This is a genomic window from Pseudarthrobacter humi (genome assembly GCF_024294965.1).
In the GTDB taxonomy this organism is placed as follows: domain Bacteria; phylum Actinomycetota; class Actinomycetes; order Actinomycetales; family Micrococcaceae; genus Arthrobacter; species Arthrobacter humi.
This window is the reverse complement of the sequence record NZ_JANCLV010000001.1, coordinates 58,821-80,168: the sequence shown is the minus strand read 5'-3', so window position 1 is coordinate 80,168 and position 21,348 is coordinate 58,821. Positions and strand designations below refer to the sequence as shown.

The window sequence follows — 21,348 nt, the reverse complement described above, 5'->3', positions numbered from 1 at the left end:
ATGTCGTTTTGAGCGCCCAAAACGACATCTGCTGCTACCTACTTGGGGGCCGTGTCCGGAATTCCAGACACACGCCGCCTCCCGGGTCTTGATTTAGGCTGTGATTTAGTTATCCAATAGTGAAACTAAGTTTCGTGTGATGCACATCTCTCATTCGGCGCTACACTATGAACCGATTTAGTACGGCATATCCCCTGCAACAAAAGGTAAAGAACATGCAGCTCAAGTCCCTGGCCCAGGCCAAGTTCGCCGCCAAGGCAGCAGCAATCCTGGCCGCCGGCGCGCTCACCCTCACTGCCTGCGGCGGCAGCACCACCCCGGCTGCGACCGAGGGCGGCATCCAGCTCATCAACGCCGGCAAGCTCACGGTCTGCTCCGACGTCCCCTACGAGCCCTTCGAATTCCAGAAGGACGGCAAGATCGTTGGCTTCGACATCGACATCGCCAATGAAGTCGCCAAGGACCTCGGCGCCGAACTGAGCATTGTGGACAGCTCCTTCGAGGCCATCGAGACCGGAACCGCCCTCACCGGCTGCGACGTCTCCATCTCCTCGATTTCCATCACGGATGTCCGCAAGTCGGTCATGGACTTCTCCAACCCGTACATGGACGATGACCTCACCCTCGTGGCCACCAAGGCGTCCGGGATCACGGACATCAACAGCGCCAAGGGCAAGAAGGTGGGCGTCCAGCAGGCCACCACCGGCGCAAAGTACGCGGCGGAGAACGGCCTCGACGCCCAGCAGTTCGAGGACAGTGGCCTCCTGGTCCAGGCTCTCCTGGCCGGCACCATCGACGCTGCCCTGGGCAACCAGTCAATCCTGGCCTACGCCATCAAGGATGATCCCAAGTTCGAGCGTGTCGATGACTACGCCACGGGCGAGAAACTGGGCATCTCCATCAAGAAGGGCAACACCGCCATGGCCGAGAAGGTCAACGGAACCCTGAAGCGCCTGACCGACGACGGCAGCCTGAAGAAGTTCGAAACCACCTGGTTCGGCGAGACCGCCAAGTAGCCGGCATTCCGGACTGACCTTCACAGCCCTGAGAACCACGCCGCTGGGGCCCCGCACGGACTGCGCTGCAGCCCGTCCGGGGCCTCAGCCACGCAAATGAATGTGAGCACCCCATGGCAATGACCGCACGTCAACGGGCCAAAGTGAGCCTGTACGTCCAGATCGGCATCTTCGTTGTGGCCGTGGCCGCGCTGGTCCTGGCCACCGACTGGAAGACCGTCGGCACCAGTGTCTTCAACTTCGGCAAGATCGGCCCGATGTTCCCGGACATCTTCCTGGTGGGCCTTAAGAACACCCTGATCTACACGTTCCTCGGCTTCGTCGTGGGCCTCTCCGGCGGCCTGCTGCTGGCCCTGATGAAGCTGTCCAGCTTCCCGCTGTACCGCTGGATCGCCACCGGCTACATCGAGTTCTTCCGCGGCATCCCGGCGCTGCTGGTGTTCATCGCGTTCGGCTACGGTGTCCCGCTCGCGTTTGGCGTCCAGTGGAACGTCACCCTGGTGGTCATGATCTCACTGGGTATGGTGGCCTCGGCATATATCGCCGAAACCCTCCGCGCCGGCCTCCAGGCCGTCCCCAAGGGACAGCTCGAAGCCGCACGGTCGCTGGGCATGCCGCAGTGGCGGGCCATGGTGTCCATCGTCATTCCGCAGGCGTTCAAGATTGTCCTCCCGCCGCTGACCAACGAGGTCATCCTGCTGACCAAGGACTCCTCGCTGATCTACGTCCTGGGCCTCACGGCATCGCAGTACGAGCTCACCAAGTTCGGCCGCGACGGCATCTCCAGCCTGGGCGCAGGCCTGACGCCGCTCCTCGTAGCCGGCGCCTTCTACCTGGTCATCACCATCCCGCTGAGCCTCCTGGCCCGGAAGTTCGAAAGCCGCTCCGCGCGGACCAAGCGATAGGCAGGGAAGCCATGAACGACGTCGTAAATTCCTCCGCCGGCAACACCGGCACCATCAACGCGGCCGGAGTGTCCATCAAGGACCTCCGCAAGTCCTACGGCAGCAATGAGGTCCTCAAGGGCATCAGCCTGGACGTCGCCCCCGGCGAAGTGGTGTGCCTGATCGGCCCGTCCGGCTCCGGCAAATCCACGCTCCTGCGCTGCGTCAACCTCCTCGAGCAGCCCAACGAGGGCGCCATCCATGTGGGCGGCTTCGAAGCCACAGACCCCGACGTGGACATCGACAAAATGCGCCGCAAGGTGGGCATGGTGTTCCAGCAGTTCAACCTGTTCCCGCACCTGGACGCCAAGCGGAACTGCACCATCGCGCAGACGAAGGTCCTGAAGCGGTCCCAGGAAGAGGCCGATCGGGTGGCCCAGCACAACCTGGACCGGGTGGGCCTGGGGCACCTCGCCGACCGCTTCCCGGACCAGCTTTCGGGCGGCCAGCAGCAGCGCGTAGCGATTGCCCGGGCGCTGAGCATGGACCCCGAACTGATGCTGTTTGACGAGCCCACCTCCGCGCTGGACCCCGAGACCGTGGGCGATGTCCTCTCGGTCATGCGGAACCTCGCCAAGGAGGGCATGACCATGCTGGTGGTGACCCACGAGATGGGCTTCGCCCGCGAAGTTGCCGACCGCGTGGTGTTTATGGACGGCGGCGTTGTGGTGGAGGAAGGCGTGGCCGAGCGGGTCATTTCCGCTCCCACCCAGGCCCGCACCAAGGAGTTCCTGCGCCGGGTACTGGACCCGACGCACATCGAGATCGAGGAGTAGCCGCTTTCGACGCGGCGCCTCCCTGTCGACGCGCATATGCCCTGTCGCCACTGAAATACCGGTAGCGACAGGGCATTTGCGCGTCATAGGGTCTTCCACGCGTCAGCCAGCCGCGAGCAGGATCCTACGCTCCGACGGCCGACACGGCGGCGGCGACGGCAGCCTTGATGCGGGTGTGGAGCGCGCGGAGGCCAACACGGTCGGTGCGGACTTCGATGATGCTGCGCCCCTTCAGCGGTGCGGCGAGCGCCTCGGCGAGTCCCGCCGTCGTACTTACCGAGCAATGCCCGACGCCGTACGCCGCCGCGAGTGCCGCGATGTCCACGGTGTGGGGGGTGCCGAAGAGCCGTTCGACGGCGTCCGTGTAGCGTCCGGATTCACGCACAGCCCCGTGCTCCAGCAGATCAAAGATTGCCCCGCCGGAGTCGTTCAAAACGACGATCCGGAGCCCAAGTTCGGGTTCGCCGGACCCCAGGAGCAGGCCGCCGGCGTCATGCAGGAAGGTGACGTCACCCAGCAGCAGCGTGGTGTCCTGGCGGCCGCCGATGGCAATCCCGGTGGCGGTGGAGATGGTGCCGTCGATCCCGGCGAGGCCGCGGTTGGCGTACACCGTGGCCGCCGGCGCGGCGGCGGGGAGACCAGCCAGATCAACGTCGCGGATGCCGTTGGAGGATCCCAGCACCAGCTGGCCGCGGGCGTGCTGCCAGACCTGGGCGCCCACGGAGGGTCCGGAAGCGGCTGGCTCGGCGGCCAGGACGCCGTCGAGCGCGTGCTGCGCGGCGGCACCGGCCAGCAGCCAGGCATCCAGCCAGTCGGACGGGCCGCGGCCGGCGAAATCGGCGAGATCGGCCAGGTTCTCCAGCGGAAGTTCCGTGCGCCGGCCCGGCTGATACCAGGCCACGGGAACCGGCTGGTACAGCGCGGACGGCACGTCGGCACGCTCCAACAGCGCGGCAACCGGGCGGGACAACGTGGGCCGGCCGAACATCACCACCCGTTCGATAGGCAGCGCGGACGACGCTCCGAAATGCTCCAGCAGCAGCCGGTACGGGCCCACGGCATTGGGTCCGAACCGGGCGTTTGAGGACGGCTCCGCGAGCAGCGGCAGGCCGTGTGCGCGGGCGAACGCCTCGGCGACCGGCCCGGCGTCGTGCCCTGCCAGCACCACGGTGCGCCTTTCCTCCAGCGAGGCAGGGGCGGGCGGCAGGTTCATGGTGAGCGGGTCGGTGCCGATCCGGAACCGGGGATGCCCGGCCGCCGTCGGAAGCCCCTCCCCCGGTGAAGGAACCAGCGGGTCGCGGAACGCCAGGTTCAGCTGGACGGGCCCGGGTGCGAGGTCGGAAAACGCTCCGGTGGCCGCGGCGAGCGCCGTTTCCACCGCGCGCAGCGGGTTGCTGCCGGCAGGGACGTCGGCGGCGAAGCGCACGTGCTCGCCGAACAGGTCCAGCTGGATGGTGGTCTGGTTGGCGCCGGTCCCTTGCAGCTCTTCGGGCCGGTCAGCGGACACCACCACGAGCGGGACGGCGGCGTGGTTGGCCTCCATCACGGCGGGCATAAGATTCCCGACGGCGGTGCCTGAGGTGGTGAGGACGGCCGCCGGGGAGCCGGTGGACAGGGCCAGGCCAAGGGCGGTGAAGCCGGCGGAACGTTCGTCGATGCGGACCAGCAGGTCCACGCGGCCGGCCGCTTCGGCCTCGGCCAGGGCGTAGGCCATGGGGGCGGAACGTGATCCGGGCGAGACCACCACGTACTGGACGCCGCCGTCGATCAGGGCGTCGACGGCGATCCGCGCGGCGGCGAGGGAGTTCAGGGAAGTCACCGAACCAGTTTGCCATCCTGTGGACGCTTGCCCGCCCCGGGACTCCCGCGCGCACGTACTAAGCGCATAGACTCGGGGGCAGAAGGAGAATCACATGGCAAAGGGCCCCACTGTTTACCACGTCGCCGAACGCGCGGGCGTCTCCATCGCAACCGTCTCTTTTACGTTCCGGCAGCCGGAGAAGGTCAAGGCGTCTACCCGCGAACTGGTGCTCGCGGCCGCCGACGAACTGGGCTACGTGCCCAGTGCCAGCGCCCGCGGACTCGCGCGAGGCAGGACCGGCGCCCTGGGCCTGTTCGCCTACGACTACCTGTTGGATCCGTCGGGAGGCCCCGGCGTGCAGGGCGGCCTGCCGCACGACGTGGACGCACCGGGCGACCGCGAGGAGGGGAACCTCCGCCTGTTCCCCCTGTACGTGGACGAGGTGCAGCGCGGCGTCGAACTGGAGTGCTGGCGCCGGGGGCAGGCGCTGCTGGTTGGCGGCGGCAACCCCGCGAACAACGAAGCGGTGCTGTCGGACATTGCCGGCAGGGTTGACGGGCTGGCCGTGTTCCCGCGCTCGGTTCCTGTCGAGGCCCTGGCCCGCATAGCCCGCCGCATCCCCGTGGTGGAGGTCTCGGAGAGCCTTCGTAACCGGGGTATGGACCATGTGACCGTGGACAACGCTTCCGGAGCGCGGGCAATCACCGAGCACCTGATCAAGGGGCATGGACTGACCGAGCTGATGTTCATCGGCGCCATGCCGTCCACCGACAACGACGAACGGCTCGAGGCATTCCGGGGCGCCCTCGCCGCTGCGGGCGTGAAGCTGCGGCACGAGCCCCGGTATCCCGCGGGCGGCGAGCTCACCGTCGCGGAAACAGTCCGGACCATCTGCCACCAGGGCTCCCTGCCGCAGGCCTTTGTCTGCGCCACCGACCAGGATGCGCTGGTTGTTATGGATGTGCTGGCCGCGGCCGGGGTTGCGGTGCCGAAGCAGGTGGCCGTGACCGGCTTCGACGGCATCGCCGCGGGGCGGGTCATCCGGCCTTCGCTGACCACAGTGCGGCAGCCGATGGAACGGATGGGGCGGACCATGGTGGAGCTGCTCCTGGACCGGCTGGACCACCCGGAGAAGCCCCCGGTGGACCTGAAACTTCCCGTGCGGTTGGTGCTGCGCGAGAGCTGCGGCTGCCAGCCGAGCTAGACGCACGGTCAGGCTTACGGCCACCGCACGACGGCGGGGCCCAAGTGTCCGCTCGCGCCCAGTCGTCGAAAAAAAGTTAGCGCCAGCTGTTGCCAAGATCACATTCAATGCGCTTAGATTGATCTTACGAACCGAATCAAAGCGCTTAGATATTTCCTCGCGGGATGGCTCCACCTCTCCTGCTCCCTCCGCGCCGTGCCACCTGCCGGCCCGCGGAACCACGAAAGGAACAATGATGATCCATCCGAATGCTAAGAAGGCAGCAGCCGTCGGCATCGCCGCCGCCCTGCTCCTCACCGCCTGCGGGCGGAACGACGCCGGCCCCACCGCATCGTCTCCGGCCGAAGCCATAGCCTCCGGGCCGGCGTCGGGCACCATCACCCTGTGGGCGCAGGGCAGCGAAGGCGAGGCACTGCCCGCCCTGTTGAAGGAATTCGAAGCCGAGAACCCCGGCGTCAAGGTGAACGTCACGGCCATCCCCTGGGACGCCGCCCTCAGCAAGTACCAGACCGCCATCGCCGGCGGCACCACCCCGGACGTGGCCCAGATGGGCACCACCTGGATGGGCGACTTCGCCGACTCCTTCGACGCCACACCGAAGGAGATCGACACCAGCGACTTCTTCCCGGGCTCCGTAAAGTCCACCGAGGTTGAGGGAACCACCTACGGCGTGCCCTGGTACGTTGACACCCGCGTGGTCTACTACCGCAGCGACCTCGCGGAAAAGGCCGGCATCACCAAGGCGCCCGAAACCTGGGACGACTTCAAAGCCCTCGCGACGGCACTCAAAGAGAAGGCCGGGGCAAAATACGGAGTCCAGCTGCCCGCCGGCGTCGCCGGCTCCTACCTGGACACCCTCCCCTTCCAGTGGTCCAACGGCGCCAAGCTGATGAACGACGACGGCACCAAGTGGACCCTCGACACCCCGGAAGCGGCTGAGGCGCTGAAGTACTACGCCAGCTTCTTCGCTGACGCGCTCGCCTCCAAGGCCGTGTCCACCGGAACCACTGCCGAAGCATCCTTCGTGGACGGTTCAGCCCCCATGATGATGAGCGGCCCGTGGCATGTCGGCCTGCTCAACAAGGCCGGCGGCCCCGGCTTTGAGGACAAGTACAAGGTGGCCCCGATGCCCAAGGAGAAGACCTCAACGTCCTTCGTGGGCGGTTCCAACATGGTGGTCTTCAAGAAGTCCGAGAACCGCGATGCGTCCTGGAAGCTCCTCCAGTGGCTGTCCAAGCCCGAGGTCCAGCTCAAGTGGTACGAGGCCACCGGTGACCTGCCCTCGCAGCAGAGCGCGTGGAAGGACCCGTCGCTTGCGTCAGACAGCAAGCTCTCCATCTTCGGCGAACAGCTGAAGACCACCAACAACCCGCCGGCCGTTTCCACCTGGACCCAGGTTGCGGCAGCCGCGGACAGCGAAATCGAACAGATCGTCAAGGCCGGCAAGGATCCCGCCGAAGCGCTGAAGTCGCTGCAGCAGGCCGCAGATTCGATCGGCACCGGGAAGTAACAGTGGCTGCCACCACCAACACGATGCCTGCCGGCACCTCAAGGGGTGCCGGCAGGCCGCCGGCCCGCGCAAAGGCCAGGCCCGGGGGCTCGCGCCGGCGCCGCAACGCCATCACCGCGTGGCTGTTCGCCGCGCCGTTCGTCCTCATTTTCGGCGTGTTTATGCTGGGTCCGCTGGTGTCGTCGTTCCTGATGTCCTTTACGGATTTCACCAGCCGCGACATCGACAACCCGCTGGCCGTTGGGTTCGTTGGGCTTGACCAATACGTTGCCCTGTTCAAGAATCCACAGTTCCTGCACTCGATCCTGAACACGGCCTACTTCGTGCTGGCCGGCATCCCCCTCACCACCGTCCTGGCCCTGGCCCTCGCTGTGGCCCTGAACAACGGCATCACCCGCTTCCGTACGGCCTTCCGCGTAGGCTTCTACACTCCCGTGGTCACGAGCATCGTGGCCGTAGCAGTGGTGTGGCGCTTCATCCTCCAGCCGGACGGCCTGCTGAACCTCATCCTCGGCTGGGTGGGCATCGCCGGCCCGGACTGGCTCAACAGCACCACCTGGTCCATGCCGGCACTGATCCTGCTGGCCGTGTGGCGCAACCTGGGCACCCTGATGATCATCTTCCTGGCCGGGCTCCAGACCGTCCCCGCGGACATCCTGGAGGCCGCCGAAGTGGACGGTGCCAGTCCCTGGCAGCGCTTCATGAAGATCACGCTGCCTATGCTCCGCCCCACCCTGCTCCTGGGCACGGTCCTGCTCTCGGTGGGCTTCCTCCAGTTCTTCGAGGAGCCGTTCGTGATGACCAAGGGCGGCCCGCTGGACTCCACCCTGTCGGTCAGCTACTTCACGTTCAACCAGTTCGGGTTCGGCAAATACGGGCTCGCCTCCGCCGCCAGCTACGTGCTCTTCGTGGCCATCGCGCTGTTGAGCCTCATCCAATTCCGAGCCCTGCGATCCAAGGACTGAGGACATGACCATCCCGGAAACCGCACCAACCATCCCCCGCGCACAAGCGGCACGCACGACGGCGGGAGGCACCCAGGTGCCGGCGTCGCCGCCCGCCCCGGCCCGCCGCCGTCGTACTGGCCGCCGCGTGTCCGGACGCCGGGCGCTGATCTACGCGGCCCTCTTGGTGGCCGTGACCGCCACGCTGCTGCCGTTTGCCTGGATGCTGCTCGGCGCGTTCAAGACCCAGGGCGAGCTGCTCCGCCGGCCCATCACCTGGTGGCCGGAACAGCCCACGCTGGAGAACTTTGTGGTCTGGTTCACCGAGCTGCAGATCGGCACGTTTTTCCTTAACAGCGTTGTGGTGGCCGTGTTCACGGTGCTCGGCAACCTGCTGTTCTGCTCCATGGTGGGCTACGCGCTGGCGAAAATGGACTTCCCCGGCAAACGTTTCCTGTTCCTGCTGGTGATGGTCATGCTGATGGTCCCCGGTGTGGTGACGTTTGTGCCGCTGTTCGTCCTGGTCAGCAAGCTGGGAATGGTCAGCACCTACCCGGCCCTGATCCTGCCGTTCCTCGCCGCGCCCATGGGCGTGTTCCTGATGCGGCAGTTCATCGCCGGCATCCCGGATTCGCTCATCGAAGCCGCCCGGATCGACGGGGCCGGCGAGCTGCGCACGTTCCTGCGGATTGTGATGCCGCTGTGCGGGCCGCCGCTGGCCACGCTCGGCATCCTGACCTTCCTAGGCTCCTGGAACAACTTCCTGTGGCCGCTGGTGGTGGCGCAGAGCGAGGACATGTACACCCTCCCGGTGGCACTGTCCCTCTACTCCACCGGCCAGAACGCCACGGACTACGGCCTGCTCCTGGCCGGCTCGGTGCTGGTGATCACGCCCATCATCCTGCTGTTCGTTGCCCTCCAGAAGTACTTCATCCAGGGCGTCGCGGCCACCGGCATCAAGTAGCCGCTCCCCCGCCCCTTCTCCCCGAGAGAGCCACTATGACTGCATCAACCCAGAATCAAGCACGCCCCGGGACGTCCGTCGCCGACGGAAACGCCGACGGAAAAGCCTTCCGGGACCTCAACGGAAACGGGATCATGGATCCCTTCGAAAACCCGGACCTCAGCCCGCAGGAGCGCGCCGCCGACCTGGTGGCCCGCCTCAGCCTCGAGGAAAAGGCCGGGCTGATGTTCCACACGGTCATCGAAACCGGTCCGGACGGCACACTCCTCGAGCAACCGGGCAACATCAGCAAGTCGCCCACCAGCACCGTGCTCCTGGGCAAGTTCATGAACCACTTCAACGTCCATGCCCTCGGCCCAGCCCGCGAGGCCGCCCGCTGGAGCAACGCCCTGCAGGCCCTTGCCGCGCAGACCCCGCACGGCATTCCGGTGACCATCTCCACGGACCCGCGGCATGCGTTCATCGAAAACTCCGGCGTCTCGTTCACCGCCGCCCACTTTTCGCAGTGGCCCGAGCCGATCGGCCTGGCCGCAGTGGGCAGTGCTGACCTGATCCGCCGCTTCGCCGGGATCGCACGGCAGGAATACACCGCCGTCGGGATCCGCGCTGCGCTGCACCCGACCGTTGACCTGGCCACCGAACCGCGGTGGTGCCGGCAGGCGGGAACCTTCGGTCAGGACTCGGAGCTCAGCTCCAAATACGTGGTGGAGTATCTCCAGGGGTTCCAGGGCGCGGAGCTGGGGCCGGACAGCGTTGCCTGCACCACAAAGCACTTCCCCGGCGGCGGTCCGCAGCGTGACGGCGAGGATGCGCACTTCCCGTACGGTCGGGAGCAGGTCTACCCCGGCGGCCGCTTCGACGAGCACCTGGCCCCGTTCCGGGCGGCGATCGCCGAGAACACCAGCGCCATCATGCCCTATTACGGCATGCCGGTGGGCGTGGAACTCGACGGCGAACCCGTGGAGGAGGTCGGCTTCGGCTACAACAAACAGATCATCACCAACCTGCTCCGGGACAAGCTCGGCTACGACGGCGTGGTTCTCAGCGACTGGGAACTGGTCAACGACAACATCGTGGGCGACCAGGTCCTGCCGGCCCGTGCATGGGGCGTTGAACAGCTCACCGCGCCCGAACGCATGCTGAAGATCCTCAACGCCGGCGTGGACCAGTTCGGCGGCGAGGAATGCACCGAGCTGCTCATCGGCCTGGTCCGGGACGGGCTGGTCAGCGAGTCGCGGTTGGACGAATCCGCGCGCCGGCTGCTGCTGGTGAAATTCCAGCTGGGCCTGTTCGACAACCCCTTCGTGGATGAGGACGCCGCCGCCAGCATCGTGGGGAACGCCGAATTCCGGCGCGAAGGACACCGCGCCCAGTCACGGTCCGTCACGGTCCTCACCAACGGAACGTCCGACGTCGGGCCCTCCCTTCCCCTGTCCGGCTCACCGGCCGTCTACCTCGAGGGCGTGGACCCGCTGAGCCTCGACGGTTTCGGCACCGTGGTGCCGGACCCGGAGGAGGCGGATGTTGCGGTGATCCGGCTGCATTCGCCGTGGGACCACCGGGACGATCTGTTCCTGGAGCAGCACTTCCATGCGGGAAGCCTGGATTTCCCGCCCGGGCTGGTCTCCCGGCTCCGCACCCTGGCCGAAAAGGTTCCGCTGATTATTGACGTGCGGCTGGACCGGCCGGCGATCCTCACGCCCCTGGCCGGATTTGCCGCGGCCCTGGTGGGCACGTTCGGTGTTTCGGACACGGCGCTCCTGGACGCGCTGTTCGGGCGCATTGGGCCCGAAGGACGCCTTCCCTTCGAAATCCCGCGGTCGATGGATGCCGTGCGGGCCTCCCGGCCGGACGTCCCCGGCGATACCGCCGATCCCCTTTTCCCGTTCGGACACGGCCTGAGCCTGCCGGAGCCGGCCACGGCCGCGTCTGCCGCGTCTGCAACGGCCACCTCCACAACGGACACGTTAGGACAGACCCCATGAACCAGCACGTCGAGCCGAACCCCAGAATCTCCAGCGCTACCCGCCGCCAGCTCCTGGCCGGTGCGGCAGCCTTCGCCGTTTCCGGCATCGCAGCGGCAACGGCGACTCCCGGCTACGCCGCCCAGCTCGCAGCATCCACGGCATCCCGCGGGGCATCGCCGCTGTCGCGCCCCCGGAACAATGAGGGCATCGACCGGAAAATCATCAACCGCTGGGCGCACGACACCTGGCAGTCTTTGGTGGCCATGACCGATCCCGCAACCGGTCTGCCCGCTGACTACATCGGCGAGTCCATCACTGCGCCCAAGCGCAGCGGTTTTACGTCGCCCACCAACATCGGCGGCTACATGTGGAGCACGGTGGTGGCACGGGAGCTGAACATCATCAGCGCCGACGAGTGCCGCGACCGACTGACGCGCACCCTCACCACGCTGGTAGGACTCAAGCACCACGAACCAAGCGGCATGCTTTACAACTGGTACGACGAAGCCACCGGCGGGGTCATCACCATCTGGCCCGAGAACGGGAACCCCGTAGCGCCGTTTATGTCCAGCGTGGACAACGGCTGGTTCGCCGCGGCCCTCATGGTGGTCCGCAACGCCGAGCCGAAGCTCGCCGGGCTGGCCAACACCATCCTTGGCAGGATGGATTTCGGGATCTTCTACAACAAGGACGCCCGGCCCGGGGTGGCTGCCGGCCTGCTCCGCGGCGGGTTCTACGACGTCAAACCATCCGTGGAGACGGTCCAGGGCAACTACCTTGGCAAGGGCCCCGACGTTTTCTACACGATGAACCACTACGACGTCACCAACTCCGAGCCGCGCATCGCCAGCTATATCGGCATCGCCCTGGGCCAGCTTCCCCCCGCGCACTACTTCGCCACCATGCGGGTCTTCCCGGACACGTGCGACTGGTCCTGGCAGGAGCAGAAGCCAGTGGGCGAGCACCGGACCTACATGGGCATCGACGTGTTCGAAGGCGCCTACACCTACCGCGGCATGCGGATCGTGCCGAGCTGGGGCGGGGACATGTTTGAGTCGCTGATGCCGGATCTGTTCGTGCCGGAATCCACCTGGGCGCCGAAGGCCTGGGGCGTCAACCACCCCCTGACGGTCCGGGCGCAGCGCGAGTTCGGCCTGGACGACGCCAGGTACGGCTACTGGGGATTCTCCCCCGCCAGCCACCCCAACGGCGGATATTCCGAGTGGGGCATGGACATCCTGGGCATGAGCAGCGACGGCTACCCGTCCGACGTCGAACGCACCAGCGTTGACGTGGGCTTTGAGGGCTGCCGGCCGGCCACGAACCCGACGCCGGCCTGGGGAGACGGTGTGGTCACTCCGCACGCGGCGTTCCTCGCCATGGAGTACGAGCCCCGCGAGGCGTATGACAACCTGGTGAAGATCGAACGGGACCTCGCAGCCTATGGCGCCGGCGGGTTCTTCGATGCCGTGGCCGTAAAGTCCGGCACCATCGCCCGGCGCTACCTCTCGCTGGACCAGGCCATGGTGCTGGGCGCCATCGGCAATGTGTTCGGCAACAACGTGATCCGCCGCAACTTCGTTCAGGGCGAGGTGGAAGCGGTCATCAGGCCGCTCATCGCCGAAGAGGAGTTCGGCGCCGGCCTGATCGGCTAGGACGCTCTCTCACGTAATGTCGCTTTAAGCCAAACGCTCTATCACTTCCCGCTGCCTGAGCAGCAGGAAGTGATAGAGCGTTGGCCAAAAACCCTCAATACGTGAGAGAGCGTCCTGGTACGTGGGTGAGGCTAGGCGTCGGTGCGGAACACCTGGATCACTGACGGGCGGGGTGCGCGCACCTGGCCGGGAGCCGGCGTCGTGCCTTCCGTGACGTAGTCCGGGAAGAAGGAAACCTGCTTCTCGAACGTGCCGTCCTCGCCCGGGTGCTGCACGGCGACGAACACGGTGCGCTCCTCATCGTGGATGACGGGTCCGCAGGTCTCGGCATCGCGCGGAACAGCCAGGAACTGCTCCACCTTGCCGCGCTCTGCGCCTTCCAAGGTGACCTTGAAGAGCCCGTCCGCACGGCCGATGCCGGAGGGGGCGCCGTCGGTGGAGATCCAGAGGTTGCCCACGGAGTCGAAGGCGAGGTTGTCCGGGCAGGAGATGGGCGAGACCTGGTCCACCGGGAAGCCGGAGAAGTAGGTGACGTCGCCCTGCTTGGGATCGCCGCAGACCATGAGCAGGTTCCAGGTGAAGGTGGTGGAGGTCTGGTCGCCGGTCTCGGTGATTTCGACGATGTGGCCGTCGCGGTTCTGGTTGCGGGGGTTGACCTCGGTGGCGCCTTCCTTGCCCACCTTGCCGCGGTCCGAGTTGTTGGTGCACGCCACGTAGACCTTGCCCGTGTGGAGGCTGGGCTGCACGTCTTCGCAGCGGTCCATCTTGGTGGGGCCAACCTTGTCGGCCGCGAGGCGGGTGTAGACCAGGACCTCTTCGACGGTCATGCCCGCAACAGCGGACTTGCCGTCCACCACCAGCGGCAGCCACTGGCCGATGCCGTCGAACGCACCGTCGGCGGGGACGGCCCCGGTGCCGGTGATTTCAGTGGCCGGTGAGTTGCCGGTGAACTTGGCGACGTACAGGTTGCCGGCGGAGAGCAGCGTCATGTTGTGCTTGCGGTCGCCCTCGATGTACTTGTCCTTGGAAACGAACTTGTACAGGTAGTCGAAGCGCTCGTCGTCGCCGGAGTAGGCCACCACATGGCCGGACTCGGCGATGATGACGTTGGCACCCTCGTGCTTGAAGCGGCCCAGGGAGGAATGCTTCTTCGGGGTGGAGGTGGGGTCGAAGGGGTCGACTTCCACGATCCAGCCGAAGCGGTTGGCCTCGTTCCCGTAGCCGGGCTTGCGGGTGTCCCAGCGGTCCTCGTCCAGTTCCCACTGGCGGGCGGTTGGCTTGCTGGTGATGCCGTAGCGCTTGTCTCCGGGGGAAGTGCCGTTCCCGACGAAGTAGCCCTGGAAGTTTTCCTCACCGGAGAGGATGGTGCCCCAAGGGGTGGTTCCGCCGGCGCAGTTGCCCAGGGTGCCCTTGATGAAGCGGCCGTCCTTGTCCTCGACGGTCTTGACCAGTGCAGATCCCGCAGCGGGGCCGGTCAGTTCGTAGACCGTGCTGTTCAGGTAGCGGCGGTTCAGTTCCGCGCCCTTGACATAGGTCCACGGCTGGTTCTTGTTGTGGCGCTCCAGCTCCACAACGGACAGCCCGTGCGCGGCTGCTCCCACTTTGCGCTGCTGCTCGGCCGGCATGGCGGGCGGGAACATGATGGCGTCGTTGGTGTACTCGTGGTTGGAGAACAGAACGGCGCGGCGGCCCTTGCTGCCCGGAATCTCGAGGATGTCCGTGTAGTCGTTGTTGTAGCCGAACTGCCTTTCCTGGGCTGCAACCGTCTGGTTGTTCAGGTCCAGCTCCGGCGCGTCGTTGAAGATGGGGTCGCCCCAGCGGATGACCGGCTTCCAGGTGAAGCCTTCCGGCACGGTGACAGCGTCCACCATTGCATCAATCGAGGGAATGGCGGTGAACTGAAGCTTGGACGTGCCGAAGCCCTCCTTCGCGGCGGGGGCCAGCCCGGGGCCGCCGGCCACTGCCGGTTCCGCGGAGGTAATGGCGCTGCCAAGGACGACGGCGAGCGCACCGGCGGCGCCGAAGCCCAGGGCGGCGCGGCGGGACATGGTGGCGGACGCGATGTCCCGGAAATAGCTGTTGGAACTCGTGTTGCAGACATCGCCGGCGCAGGCGTTGTCGCACTTCAAGGCGCACGTGACGGCGCTGCGCTTGCCCTTGGTGTGGCCGAGCATGGGCAGCAGGGTGAACTTGCGGGCTGTCGTTTCAGACAAGGGGTGCCTCCAAATTTACGATCGGGTCCCGGCCACCCTGTCAGCCGGTTCCGACGCCCAGCCGTCCGCCGGGTGAAGTTCCGGTTAACCCCGCGTGACCTGCAGGGATGTGAGAGAGCGTTGCCCAAAAACCCGCGTTAAGTGAGAGAGCGTCCGCAAGAAACCCGCGTTAAGTGAGAGAGCGTCAGGGGGCGAGGAGGGCGTGGACTCGGCCCAGCCGGGCCAGCCACCAGTCGCGGCGTTCCGCGGCAGCCGCATACTGCTCCAGCAGCCCGGCGTCGGCGGCGACCTCGCGGAGGCGGATGGCGCCGTCGTCGGCCACCAACGGATCCACCGTGATGTCCGATTCGAACAGCGACACCGTCCCCAGCCCGCAGGCATACGGCAGCTCGGGCAGGGCAGCGGCCAGCGCCAGCCCGGCGCGGATGCCGACGGAAGTGTCCAGCGCGGAACTGACGACGGCGGGGAGCCCGGCCTGCGCCACGATGTCCAGCGCGCGCCGCACTCCCCCGAGCGGCGCGACCTTAACAACCAGCAGGTCCGCCGCGCCGGCCCGGGCCACCTTAAGCGGATCGGATTCCTTGCGCACGCTTTCGTCGGCGGCGATCAGCACCGGCGTCCCGGCGGCGCGCAACTGCCGCCGCACCTCGGCGAGCCCCTCGATGGTGGGCACCGGCTGCTCCGCGTATTCAAGCCCGACGGCGGCGAGCCGGGTGAGTGCCTCGACGGCCTCCGCGACGTCCCAGCCCCCGTTGGCGTCGACCCGGATGGCGGCGTCCGGCAGCGCGGAACGGACGGCGGCGACCCGGGCGGCGTCGTCGTCGAGCGTCTGCCCCTGCTCGGCCACCTTGACCTTGACCGCGTCCACCCGGCCGAACCGGGCCAGGACCTCCGGCACCCGGTCCGCGGAAACGGCGGGAACGGTGGCGTTGACGGGGATCAGCGACCGGACGGGCGAAGGGAAACCGTTCCAGCCGGCCTCGATGGCGGCGGCGAGCCAGCCGGAAGCTTCGGCGTCGGCGTATTCGGGGAACGGGCAGAACTCGCCCCAGCCGAGCGGGCCGCGCAGCAGCAGCGTTTCGCGCTCCATGATGCCGCGGAACTTCACCCGCATAGGCAGGCTCACCACGTGGGCAGTGGCGAGCAGTTCGTCCAGGGAGGGCAAGGCGGCGGGCATGGATTCACTGTACCGGCAGCCCTAAATCCACTTGTTGTGCTTGAAGGTCCAGTAGAGCCCCAGCCCCATGGCAACCATCAGGCCCAGGGCAAACGGGTAGCCGAAGACCCAATTCAGCTCGGGCATGCTGGTGAAATTCATGCCGTAAATGGTGCCCACCAGCGTGGGCGCAAACAGGATGGCTGCCCACGACGAAATGCGTTTCACCTGCTCGCTCTGGGCGAAGCTGGATTCGGTGAGCTTGCGCATTTCGTCGTTCTGCCGCTGCGCCACCAGCGCAGCGTTGACGGCCAGGGCGTTCTGCAGCAGTGCGCGGAAGGACGCCACCCGTTCATTCAGCCGGATCACATGGTCCAGCACGTCGCGGAAGTGGTCCTGCAGCTCGGGTCCGGGTTCGCGCTCCGGCGTTCCCGCCATAAGGGCCTGGAGGATGCCAACCAACGGACTGGTGGCGCGCTGGAAGGTGATGACCTGGCGCGAGAGCTCGTAGATCCGGCGCGACACGTCCGGATCGGCGCCGAAGAGGTCATCCTCGATCTCGTCCACATCGTTCTCCAAACCCGCGGCCACGGGTTCGTACTCGTCAACCACCTGGTCCAGGATCCCGTACAGCACGGCCTCCGGGCCCAAGGCGAGGAACTCCGGCGTGGATTCCATCCGCTGGCGCACCCTTGCCAGGTCCGGAGATTCGGCGTGGCGGACGGTGATCACGTAATCGGCGCCGACAAAAACGTGGATCTCGCCGAATTCTACTTTCTCCACGTCGTCGAGGTAGCGGGCGGGGCGGAGCACCAGGAAGACGCATTCGCCGTAGTGCTCCAGCTTGGCCCGCTGGTGCCCGGCCAGGGCGTCCTCCACGGCAAGGGGGCTCAGGTCGAATTCCTCGGCCACCGACCTGATTTCCTTGGCGTCCGGGCGGTACAGTCCTATCCACGCCATTCCTTCGCGCTGCCTCAGGACGAAATACGTCTCGTCCAAACTGACGGGGTCCGCCGTCCTGACCCCGTCCACGTACACCGCGTTATCGATGATGGTCATGGCCGGGCCTCCTTGTGGGAACATCGCCTGACCCCAGTGTTCCTTTCGCGCTCCCACTCGTCCAGAGTGCGGGCAGGCGGGCCTCACCCGGCGTGCAGGTACTTCTGCAGGATGTTGGTGGTCTGCCGGGCGCAGCGAATGATCTGGCGCAGGCGGTCCGCCGCCAACCGCGGCAGGACCCGGGCGGGTTCGGAGTGGAGGGTCTCGTGACGCAGGGCATGTTCCAGCTCCATGGCAAGTCCGGCCAGGCGCTCCGCGCCCACCATCTGGCTGGAGGTCTTGAGGCTGAGGACCGCGTCCATCGCACCGGCCAGGTCGCCGGTGGTCAGGGTCAGACGCAGCTTTTCAGTCCTGTGGGGCAGGTTTTCGATGAAGTTCTGCACGAAGACTTTCCACACGCCGTCGTCGTCCTCGAGCTCTGTCCGCAGCCGGTCCAGGACATCCGGATCCAGGAGGGGAAGGGCATTGCCCTCGTCCGGCGCCATTGCTGTCCTTCCTGCCCCCAGAAGCGGTGTACCGATGGACGTCTCGCAGGTCCCCCATACGACGCTATGCGGCCGGGGATGCCGAAAGCATCAGTAGTTGGTACTCGACTTTTCAATTCGTCGGCACTGCGTGGCAGATGAGCTGTCCGCCCTTCCAATGCATATCCATATGGGTATACAATTGCGGCATGGCCCGGGCAGCAACAACGGCAGATGCGTTCAACGCGGTGGCTGAGCCCCGCCGGCGGGAAATCCTGGACGCCCTCACTCAAGGCGAGCGCCCGGTCAACGAGCTGGTGACCCTTTTGGGCCTGGCACAGCCGCACGTGTCGCGGCACTTGCGGGTGCTGCGCGAGGTGGGCGCCGTCGTCGTGCGTGAAGAAGGCCGGCAGCGGCTCTACCGGCTCAATCCGCAGGCACTCAAGCCCATCCACGACTGGGTGGCCAGCTACCAGCACCTCTGGGAGGAGCGGTTCGATCTCCTCGAGGACGTGCTGGGGGATCTCAAAGATGAGCACTGAAAGGAGCAGGACAATGGCACAGGCAGGCAGCAGCACCATGGATGTGACGTTCCCCAGCGACACGGAAATCCTGATCACGCGGACCCTCAACGCACCCCCGCACCTCGTTTACCGGGCCTGGACAACGCCGGAACTCGTCAGGAAATGGTGGCCCGGCCGGCGCGGTGAGATGACTGTGGCGGCCATGGACTTCCGCGTGGGCGGCGCGTGGCGGTACGTCATGGTGGCGCACGGCGAATTCGAGGTTGCCTTCCACGGCATCTACCGGGAGATTGTGCCCAACGAGCGGATCGTCCACACGGAGGTCATGGAGATGCCGGGCACTGCGCCGGACAGCGAGGAGGGCGCCGTGCTTAATACGGTCACCTTTGACGGGGCCGACGGCGGCGCCACCACCGTGCGGATCCGCACCGATGCGGGGAGCAAGGAAGTCCGGGACATGATTGCGCAGTCCGGCATGGAAGGCGGCGTGCGCGAGCAGTTCGAGATCATCGAGGAGCTGGCGGCGTCCCTCACCTAAACGCCCCCATCCCCCTCTCTTAACGCAACGCGGGGTCACTTCCGGCCCGATAAACGAAGATCATTGGGCCGGAGGTGACCCCGCGTTGCAGTGGGAGGACCTTGTTACACTCCACGGTGTGACAACTCCAGCCCCCCTCGCCACGCGCCCCGCTTCAAGCCCCCTGTACGCGGCCGGCTTCGTCACCGCGTTCGGCGCCCACAGCATCGCCGCCGGAATGGGCGCGCAGAGCGAGAACATCGGCCTGACGCTGCTCAACCTGGGCATCCTGCTGGCCCTCTATGACGTTTCCGAGGTTTTCCTCAAGCCGGTCTTCGGCGCCCTGAGCGACCGGATCGGAACCAAACCCGTCATCGTCGGCGGCCTCCTTGCCTTCGCGGTGCTGTCGCTGATCGGCCTCTGGGCGGCGAATCCGCTGATGCTGGGACTCGCGCGGCTGGGGCAGGGCGCAGCGGCTTCGGCGTTCTCGCCGGCGTCGTCCGCGATGGTTGCACGGCTGGCGGCGGGGAAGAAGGCCGGGACCTACTTCGGCCGGTATGGTTCGTGGAAGAGCCTGGGGTACGTCATCGGTCCGCTGCTGGGGGCGGGCCTGATCCTCGCGGGCGGGTTTGCCCTGCTGTTCGGGGCCCTCTCGGTGCTGGCCGCGGCCACCGCCGTGTGGGTGCTGGTGTCCGTCCCGCACCTGGCCACGCTCCCCCGGCAGCGTTACACCGTGCTCGATCTCGCCCGCCAGGTCGCCGAGCGGCGCTTCCTGGTGCCGACCCTGGTGCTGGCAGCTTCGACCGGGGCGCTCGGCGCGGCGATCGGATTCATTCCCGCCCTGGCCACCCGGCACGGCCTGGGCCCGGTTGCCGGCACGGCCGCGGTCAGCGTCCTGGCCATCACGTCGGTGCTCACCCAGCCCTGGATCGGCAGGCTGCGGGACGCGCACCGCATCAGCGATAACAAAGGGACGACGGCGGGACTCCTCCTTACAGCCGCGGGTGTCGCACTCATCGCCCTCACCCCGGGCCCGGTCACGCTGTTCATTGCCGCGGCGGCCATTGGCGCTGGGGTCGGCCTCGCCACGCCGCTCGGCTTCGCGCACCTGGCCGACACCACGCCGCCGGAGCGGATGGGCCGGACCATGGGTTCGGCGGAACTTGGCCGGGAACTCGGCGACGCCGGCGGGCCGCTGCTGGTAGGCGGGATCGCCACACTTACCGCCCTCCCGTTTGGCCTCGGAGCCCTGGCGCTGCTGGTCGCGGCGGCCAGCCTCCCGCGCCTGCCTGAAGCGCACCTCCCAAGCAACGCGGGGTCACTTCCTGCCCGATAAACGAAGGTTTTCGGGCAGGAAGTGACCCCGCGTTGCATTGCTCACGTGGGAGAGGCTCAAACGTCGGCACCCCGGGTCCGGGCGCACCTCACACGCGTTAGGTAGACTGCAGGAAATACCGCACGCGGGAGGAACCCCAGTATGAACCGCAAAGCCACAGCGCTCGACGTCGCCAAGCTCGCCGGAGTTTCCCGCAGCGCGGTGTCGCTGGTCCTGAACGGACGCGGCGACGGGAATGTGGCCAAGGAGAGCCAGGTCCGGATCCGTGAAGCGGCGGCCACGCTGAACTACACGCCCAACGCCATCGCCTTGAGCCTGCGGAACCGCCGGTCGCGGATCATCGGGATCGTCTCGGACCAGGTGGTCACCAGCCCGTTCGACGGCAATATCATCGCCGGCGCCGACGCCGTGGCCAGGTCCCAGGGTTTTGTCACCGTGGTGATGGATACGGAGCTGGACGAGACCCGTGATGAAAGTGCGGTGGCCACGCTGCTGGACCGCCAGGTGGACGGGCTGATGTATGTCACCGTGGGCCTGCGCCCCCTGCACGTCCCGCTCAACATGCTGCGTGTGCCGTCGGTGCTGGCCAACTGCTTCGATGACCGTCCCGAGGCAGGCGTTCCGGCCGTCATTCCGGATGAGGTCCGCGGCGGCCGGGAGGCGGCAACGCACCTCCTGGAGCTGGGCCACCGGGACATCGCGTTCCTCGCCGGTGACGGCGTCACGCCCGCCGCGCCGCGCCGGATCCAGGGCCATCGGGAGGCCTTTGAGGCCGCCGGGTTGCCGGTGCGGCCGGGCCGGATCCTCGAAGCCGGCTGGGACATCGATGCCGGGTTCCATGGCGCCATGAAGCTCCTGGACGGCGTGGCTGCGCCGGACCGGCCCACGGCGATCGTGTGCGCGAACGACCGGCTGGCGGTCGGCGTGGTGCTCGCGGCCAACCGGCTGGGCCTGGCTGTGCCTCAGGATGTCTCCGTCATGGGGTACGACGACGAATTCCGCATCGCGTCCACCATGGTCCCGGCGCTCACCACCATGGCCCTCCCGCTGCGGGAGATGGGGGCCGCCGCCATGACCGGGCTCCTCCGGGAACTGTCGGAGGAGCCGGAGGATTACGACGACGGCGGCGCCCCCGCCGAACACGGCCGTCCCGGCCAGACGCTGGTCCCGTGCCGGCTCGTGGTGCGCGAGTCAACCGGCCCGGTCCCCTCCTGACCCGGTCCCCGGTCCCCGCAACAGCAGCACAACGCGGGGTCACTTAATGCCCGTCCGAGGCCTCCGGATGGGCATTATGTGAC

The 21,348-nt window shown here is 67.0% G+C and carries 18 protein-coding genes; 13 read left to right on the top strand and 5 right to left on the bottom strand.

Features of this window, described 5'->3' with window-relative positions; genetic code table 11:
- Window positions 1–215 precede the first annotated feature (215 nt).
- From NFC73_RS00420 to NFC73_RS00410, 3 genes are all read left to right on the top strand, one after another.
- The gene (locus tag NFC73_RS00420; protein ID WP_254746715.1) at window positions 216–1,016 is read left to right on the top strand and encodes an ABC transporter substrate-binding protein; all 801 of its coding nucleotides are present in this window, start codon (window positions 216–218) and stop codon (window positions 1,014–1,016) included.
- A 113-nt stretch (window positions 1,017–1,129) separates the two neighbouring features.
- The gene (locus tag NFC73_RS00415; RefSeq protein WP_254746713.1) at window positions 1,130–1,921 is read left to right on the top strand and encodes an amino acid ABC transporter permease; all 792 of its coding nucleotides are present in this window, start codon (window positions 1,130–1,132) and stop codon (window positions 1,919–1,921) included.
- Window positions 1,922–1,932: 11 nt separating this feature from the next.
- Window positions 1,933–2,736, top strand: a complete 804-nt coding sequence (locus tag NFC73_RS00410; RefSeq protein WP_254746711.1) for an amino acid ABC transporter ATP-binding protein — start codon at window positions 1,933–1,935, stop codon at window positions 2,734–2,736.
- Between the two features lie 124 nt (window positions 2,737–2,860).
- Here the strand turns inward: NFC73_RS00410 and menD are convergent, their stop codons facing one another.
- Window positions 2,861–4,555 (bottom strand): 2-succinyl-5-enolpyruvyl-6-hydroxy-3-cyclohexene-1-carboxylic-acid synthase, encoded by a 1,695-nt coding sequence (gene menD / locus NFC73_RS00405; RefSeq protein WP_254746709.1) that lies wholly within the window; start codon window positions 4,553–4,555, stop codon window positions 2,861–2,863.
- Between the two features lie 94 nt (window positions 4,556–4,649).
- Here menD and NFC73_RS00400 point away from each other — a divergent pair, with 94 nt between their 5' ends.
- The 6 genes from NFC73_RS00400 to NFC73_RS00375 all read left to right on the top strand — a co-directional run bounded on the left by NFC73_RS00400 (window position 4,650) and on the right by NFC73_RS00375 (window position 12,781).
- Complete coding sequence (locus NFC73_RS00400) at window positions 4,650–5,741, top strand: LacI family DNA-binding transcriptional regulator (protein ID WP_254746706.1); 1,092 nt, start codon at window positions 4,650–4,652, stop codon at window positions 5,739–5,741.
- A 235-nt stretch (window positions 5,742–5,976) separates the two neighbouring features.
- Window positions 5,977–7,251, top strand: coding sequence for a sugar ABC transporter substrate-binding protein (locus NFC73_RS00395; protein ID WP_254746703.1), 1,275 nt, complete (start codon window positions 5,977–5,979; stop codon window positions 7,249–7,251).
- Window positions 7,252–7,274: 23 nt separating this feature from the next.
- Window positions 7,275–8,216 (top strand): carbohydrate ABC transporter permease, encoded by a 942-nt coding sequence (locus NFC73_RS00390; RefSeq protein ID WP_256548521.1) that lies wholly within the window; start codon window positions 7,275–7,277, stop codon window positions 8,214–8,216.
- A gap of 4 nt (window positions 8,217–8,220) precedes the next feature.
- On the top strand, window positions 8,221–9,159 hold the full coding sequence (locus NFC73_RS00385) for a carbohydrate ABC transporter permease (protein ID WP_254746697.1): 939 nt from the start codon (window positions 8,221–8,223) through the stop codon (window positions 9,157–9,159).
- Window positions 9,160–9,194: 35 nt separating this feature from the next.
- Window positions 9,195–11,144 (top strand): glycoside hydrolase family 3 protein, encoded by a 1,950-nt coding sequence (locus NFC73_RS00380; RefSeq protein WP_254746694.1) that lies wholly within the window; start codon window positions 9,195–9,197, stop codon window positions 11,142–11,144.
- Window positions 11,141–12,781 (top strand): glucoamylase family protein, encoded by a 1,641-nt coding sequence (locus NFC73_RS00375; protein WP_254746691.1) that lies wholly within the window; start codon window positions 11,141–11,143, stop codon window positions 12,779–12,781. Before NFC73_RS00380 ends, NFC73_RS00375 begins: the two co-directional genes overlap by 4 nt.
- 131 nt (window positions 12,782–12,912) lie before the next feature.
- Here NFC73_RS00375 and NFC73_RS00370 read toward each other — a convergent pair whose 3' ends face one another.
- From NFC73_RS00370 to NFC73_RS00355, 4 genes are all read right to left on the bottom strand, one after another.
- Window positions 12,913–14,994: a PhoX family protein gene (locus NFC73_RS00370; protein ID WP_254746689.1), complete on the bottom strand. Its 2,082-nt coding sequence runs from the start codon at window positions 14,992–14,994 to the stop codon at window positions 12,913–12,915.
- 184 nt (window positions 14,995–15,178) lie between these two features.
- Complete coding sequence (locus NFC73_RS00365; RefSeq protein WP_254746687.1) at window positions 15,179–16,171, bottom strand: o-succinylbenzoate synthase; 993 nt, start codon at window positions 16,169–16,171, stop codon at window positions 15,179–15,181.
- A gap of 21 nt (window positions 16,172–16,192) precedes the next feature.
- Window positions 16,193–17,209, bottom strand: a complete 1,017-nt coding sequence (locus NFC73_RS00360) for a magnesium and cobalt transport protein CorA (protein WP_254746685.1) — start codon at window positions 17,207–17,209, stop codon at window positions 16,193–16,195.
- Between the two features lie 83 nt (window positions 17,210–17,292).
- Complete coding sequence (locus NFC73_RS00355) at window positions 17,293–17,694, bottom strand: Hpt domain-containing protein (RefSeq protein ID WP_254746683.1); 402 nt, start codon at window positions 17,692–17,694, stop codon at window positions 17,293–17,295.
- A gap of 188 nt (window positions 17,695–17,882) precedes the next feature.
- Between NFC73_RS00355 and NFC73_RS00350 the strand changes: the two genes are divergently transcribed.
- From NFC73_RS00350 to NFC73_RS00335, 4 genes are all read left to right on the top strand, one after another.
- Window positions 17,883–18,215 (top strand): ArsR/SmtB family transcription factor, encoded by a 333-nt coding sequence (locus tag NFC73_RS00350; RefSeq protein WP_254746681.1) that lies wholly within the window; start codon window positions 17,883–17,885, stop codon window positions 18,213–18,215.
- 13 nt (window positions 18,216–18,228) lie between these two features.
- Window positions 18,229–18,735, top strand: coding sequence for an SRPBCC family protein (locus tag NFC73_RS00345; RefSeq protein WP_254746679.1), 507 nt, complete (start codon window positions 18,229–18,231; stop codon window positions 18,733–18,735).
- Between the two features lie 118 nt (window positions 18,736–18,853).
- Window positions 18,854–20,050: an MFS transporter gene (locus tag NFC73_RS00340; RefSeq protein WP_254746677.1), complete on the top strand. Its 1,197-nt coding sequence runs from the start codon at window positions 18,854–18,856 to the stop codon at window positions 20,048–20,050.
- A gap of 141 nt (window positions 20,051–20,191) precedes the next feature.
- On the top strand, window positions 20,192–21,265 hold the full coding sequence (locus tag NFC73_RS00335; RefSeq protein WP_254746675.1) for a LacI family DNA-binding transcriptional regulator: 1,074 nt from the start codon (window positions 20,192–20,194) through the stop codon (window positions 21,263–21,265).
- Window positions 21,266–21,348: the final 83 nt, after the last annotated feature.